Consider the following 2,305-nt stretch of genomic DNA (forward strand, 5'->3'; position numbering starts at 1 on the left):
CGCGGCGGGCGCCGAGCACGTGCTCAAGTGCCTGCTCGCCGAGGCCGACCTGACCATGGGCCTCAACGGCTACCGGTCGATCGCGGACCTGACGACCGACGTGCTGGTGCGGGTGTCCTGACGACAGGTCCGGCACGGCGGGTCATCTGTTCAGCCGATGACTTGCGCCCAAAGGATTCGTTTGCCAGGTGACTGAGGTGTTCACGACCATGGTGGTGCGCCTCACACTTGGAGAAGAATCATGAACGATCAGACCGTCGTCGAGAAACACACCATCGGTTACGTACCGCCCGAGGACCGCCACGGGAAGGTGCGTGACCTGTTCACGCTGTGGTTCGGGACCAACATCGCCCCGTTGCCCGTCGTCACCGGCGCCGCCGGCGTCACCGTCTTCGGGCTCGACCTGCTGTGGTGCATCGTCGCCATCGTGGTCGGCCACCTGGTGGGCGGTGTCTTCATGGCACTGCACTCCGCCCAGGGCCCCCAGATGGGGATCCCGCAGATGATCCAGAGCCGCGGCCAGTTCGGTTCGTTCGGCGCCCTCATCGTAGTGGTGATCGCCGCCGTGATGTACCTGGCGTTCTTCGCCTCGAACATCGTGCTCGCCGGGCAGTCCCTGCACGGCATCGCCGAGCCCGTGCCCGTCTCGACAGGCATCGTCATCGGCGCCCTCGGTTCGGGCCTGATCTGCGTGATCGGCTACCGCTTCATCCACGCGCTCAACAAGGTCGCCACCTGGGTCCTCGGCATCGGCATCGTGCTCGGCACGGTCGCGATCTTCGCCTCCGGCGTCCCCGCCACCTTCTGGAGCCAGGGCAGCTACACCACGGCCGGCTTCCTGGCCACCGTGTCGCTCGCCGCGCTCTGGCAGATCGCCTTCGCGCCGTACGTCTCGGACTACTCGCGGTATCTGCCTGCTGACGTGGGCGTGCGCGCCACGTTCAACGCCACCTACCTGGGCTGCACCCTCGGTTCGATCCTGCCGTTCGTCTTCGGTGCGATCGTCGCCCTCGCGATGACGTCGGGCTCCGACGTGATGACCGGCGTCCGCGACACCACCGGCCTGCTCGGGCCGCTCCTGCTGGTGCTGTTCCTGCTGTCGGTGATCAGCCACAACGCGCTCAACCTGTACGGCACCGTCCTCGCGGTCATCACCTGCGTCCAGACGTTCGTCGCCCAGTGGATCCCGACGGCCCGCTCCCGCGTGGTGCTCTCGGTGGCCGTGATCATCGCGTCGACGTACTTCGCGATCGGTGTCTCGGGCGACTTCATCTCGCACTTCGTCGACATCGTGCTGGCCCTGCTGGTCGTGCTGGTTCCGTGGACCGCGATCAACCTGATCGACTTCTACCTGATCCACCGCGGCAAGTACGACCTCGCCTCGATCTTCGCCGCCGACGGCGGGATCTACGGCCGGTTCAACGGCAAGGCACTCTTCGCCTACGCCATCGGCATCCTGGTCCAGATCCCGTTCATGAACACGCCTCTGTACGCCGGCCCGGTGGCCGGTGAGCTGAACGGCGCCGACCTCAGCTGGATCATCGGCCTGGTCGTCACCGGTCCGGTGTACTACGCCCTGGCGCGTGGCCGGAAGCTCGCGGCGAGCGAGGTGGCAGCGCCGGTCGCTGTCTGAGCTTTGTTCGGCCCGACGGGCAGGTCGCGTTCAGCGACCTGCCCGTTGGCGCGCCGCCCGGGAGGACGACCGCACGAACGCCTGGGCGCGAGCGGTCAACCGCACGCCCTTCATCGACGTGAGCACGACCTCCAGCGGTTCGAGCGGGTCGGAGATCTCGAGGGTGACCACCTCGGCCCCGTCGTAGGTGATGTTGCTCGCCGGGCGCTGGTTGAGCACGGACCAGCCCTGCCCGTTGGCCACCATGGCGCGGACGGTCTCGAAGCCCGCCGTACGGTGCCGGATCTGGGGGTGGAAGCCGGCCGACTCGACCAGCCGCTCGAGGTACTGGCCGCTGTGCGGGAGGTCGAGCAGGACCATCGGCTCCTCGGCCAGGTCCTTGAGCGCGACCTTCTTGCGGCGCGCGAGGCGGTGCCCCTTGGCCACCAGGACGTACGGCGCTGCGACGCCGACCCGGACGTGGTCGATGTCCTCGTCGAGGTCGTAGCCGTACATCAGGGCCAGCTCGCAGGCACCGGAGCGCAGCGCCTGCTTCAGTGCAGCGTGCTCGTCCTCCACCACCGAGACGTGGATGCCGGGGTGCTCCTCGGCGCAGGCAGCGAGGAGCCGAGGCAGCTCGAAGGGCCCCAGGGTCGTGAAGCAGCCGACGGCGAGGTCGCCCACGAGCGCCTG

At 68.0% G+C, this 2,305-nt stretch carries 2 protein-coding genes; one reads left to right on the forward strand and one right to left on the reverse strand.

Annotation, left to right across the window (positions count from 1 at the left end; translation table 11 throughout):
• Nucleotides 1–241 precede the first annotated feature (241 nt).
• Nucleotides 242–1,633: a purine-cytosine permease family protein gene (locus tag ACOADB_RS15155; protein ID WP_378600177.1), complete on the forward strand. Its 1,392-nt coding sequence runs from the start codon at nt 242–244 to the stop codon at nt 1,631–1,633.
• 30 nt (nt 1,634–1,663) lie between these two features.
• Here ACOADB_RS15155 and ACOADB_RS15160 read toward each other — a convergent pair.
• Nucleotides 1,664–2,305: LysR substrate-binding domain-containing protein (locus tag ACOADB_RS15160; RefSeq protein WP_378600180.1), on the reverse strand; the 642-nt coding region annotated here is incomplete at its 5' end.

This window comes from Nocardioides sp. CPCC 206348, from assembly GCF_048654705.1.
Lineage (GTDB): Bacteria > Actinomycetota > Actinomycetes > Propionibacteriales > Nocardioidaceae > Nocardioides.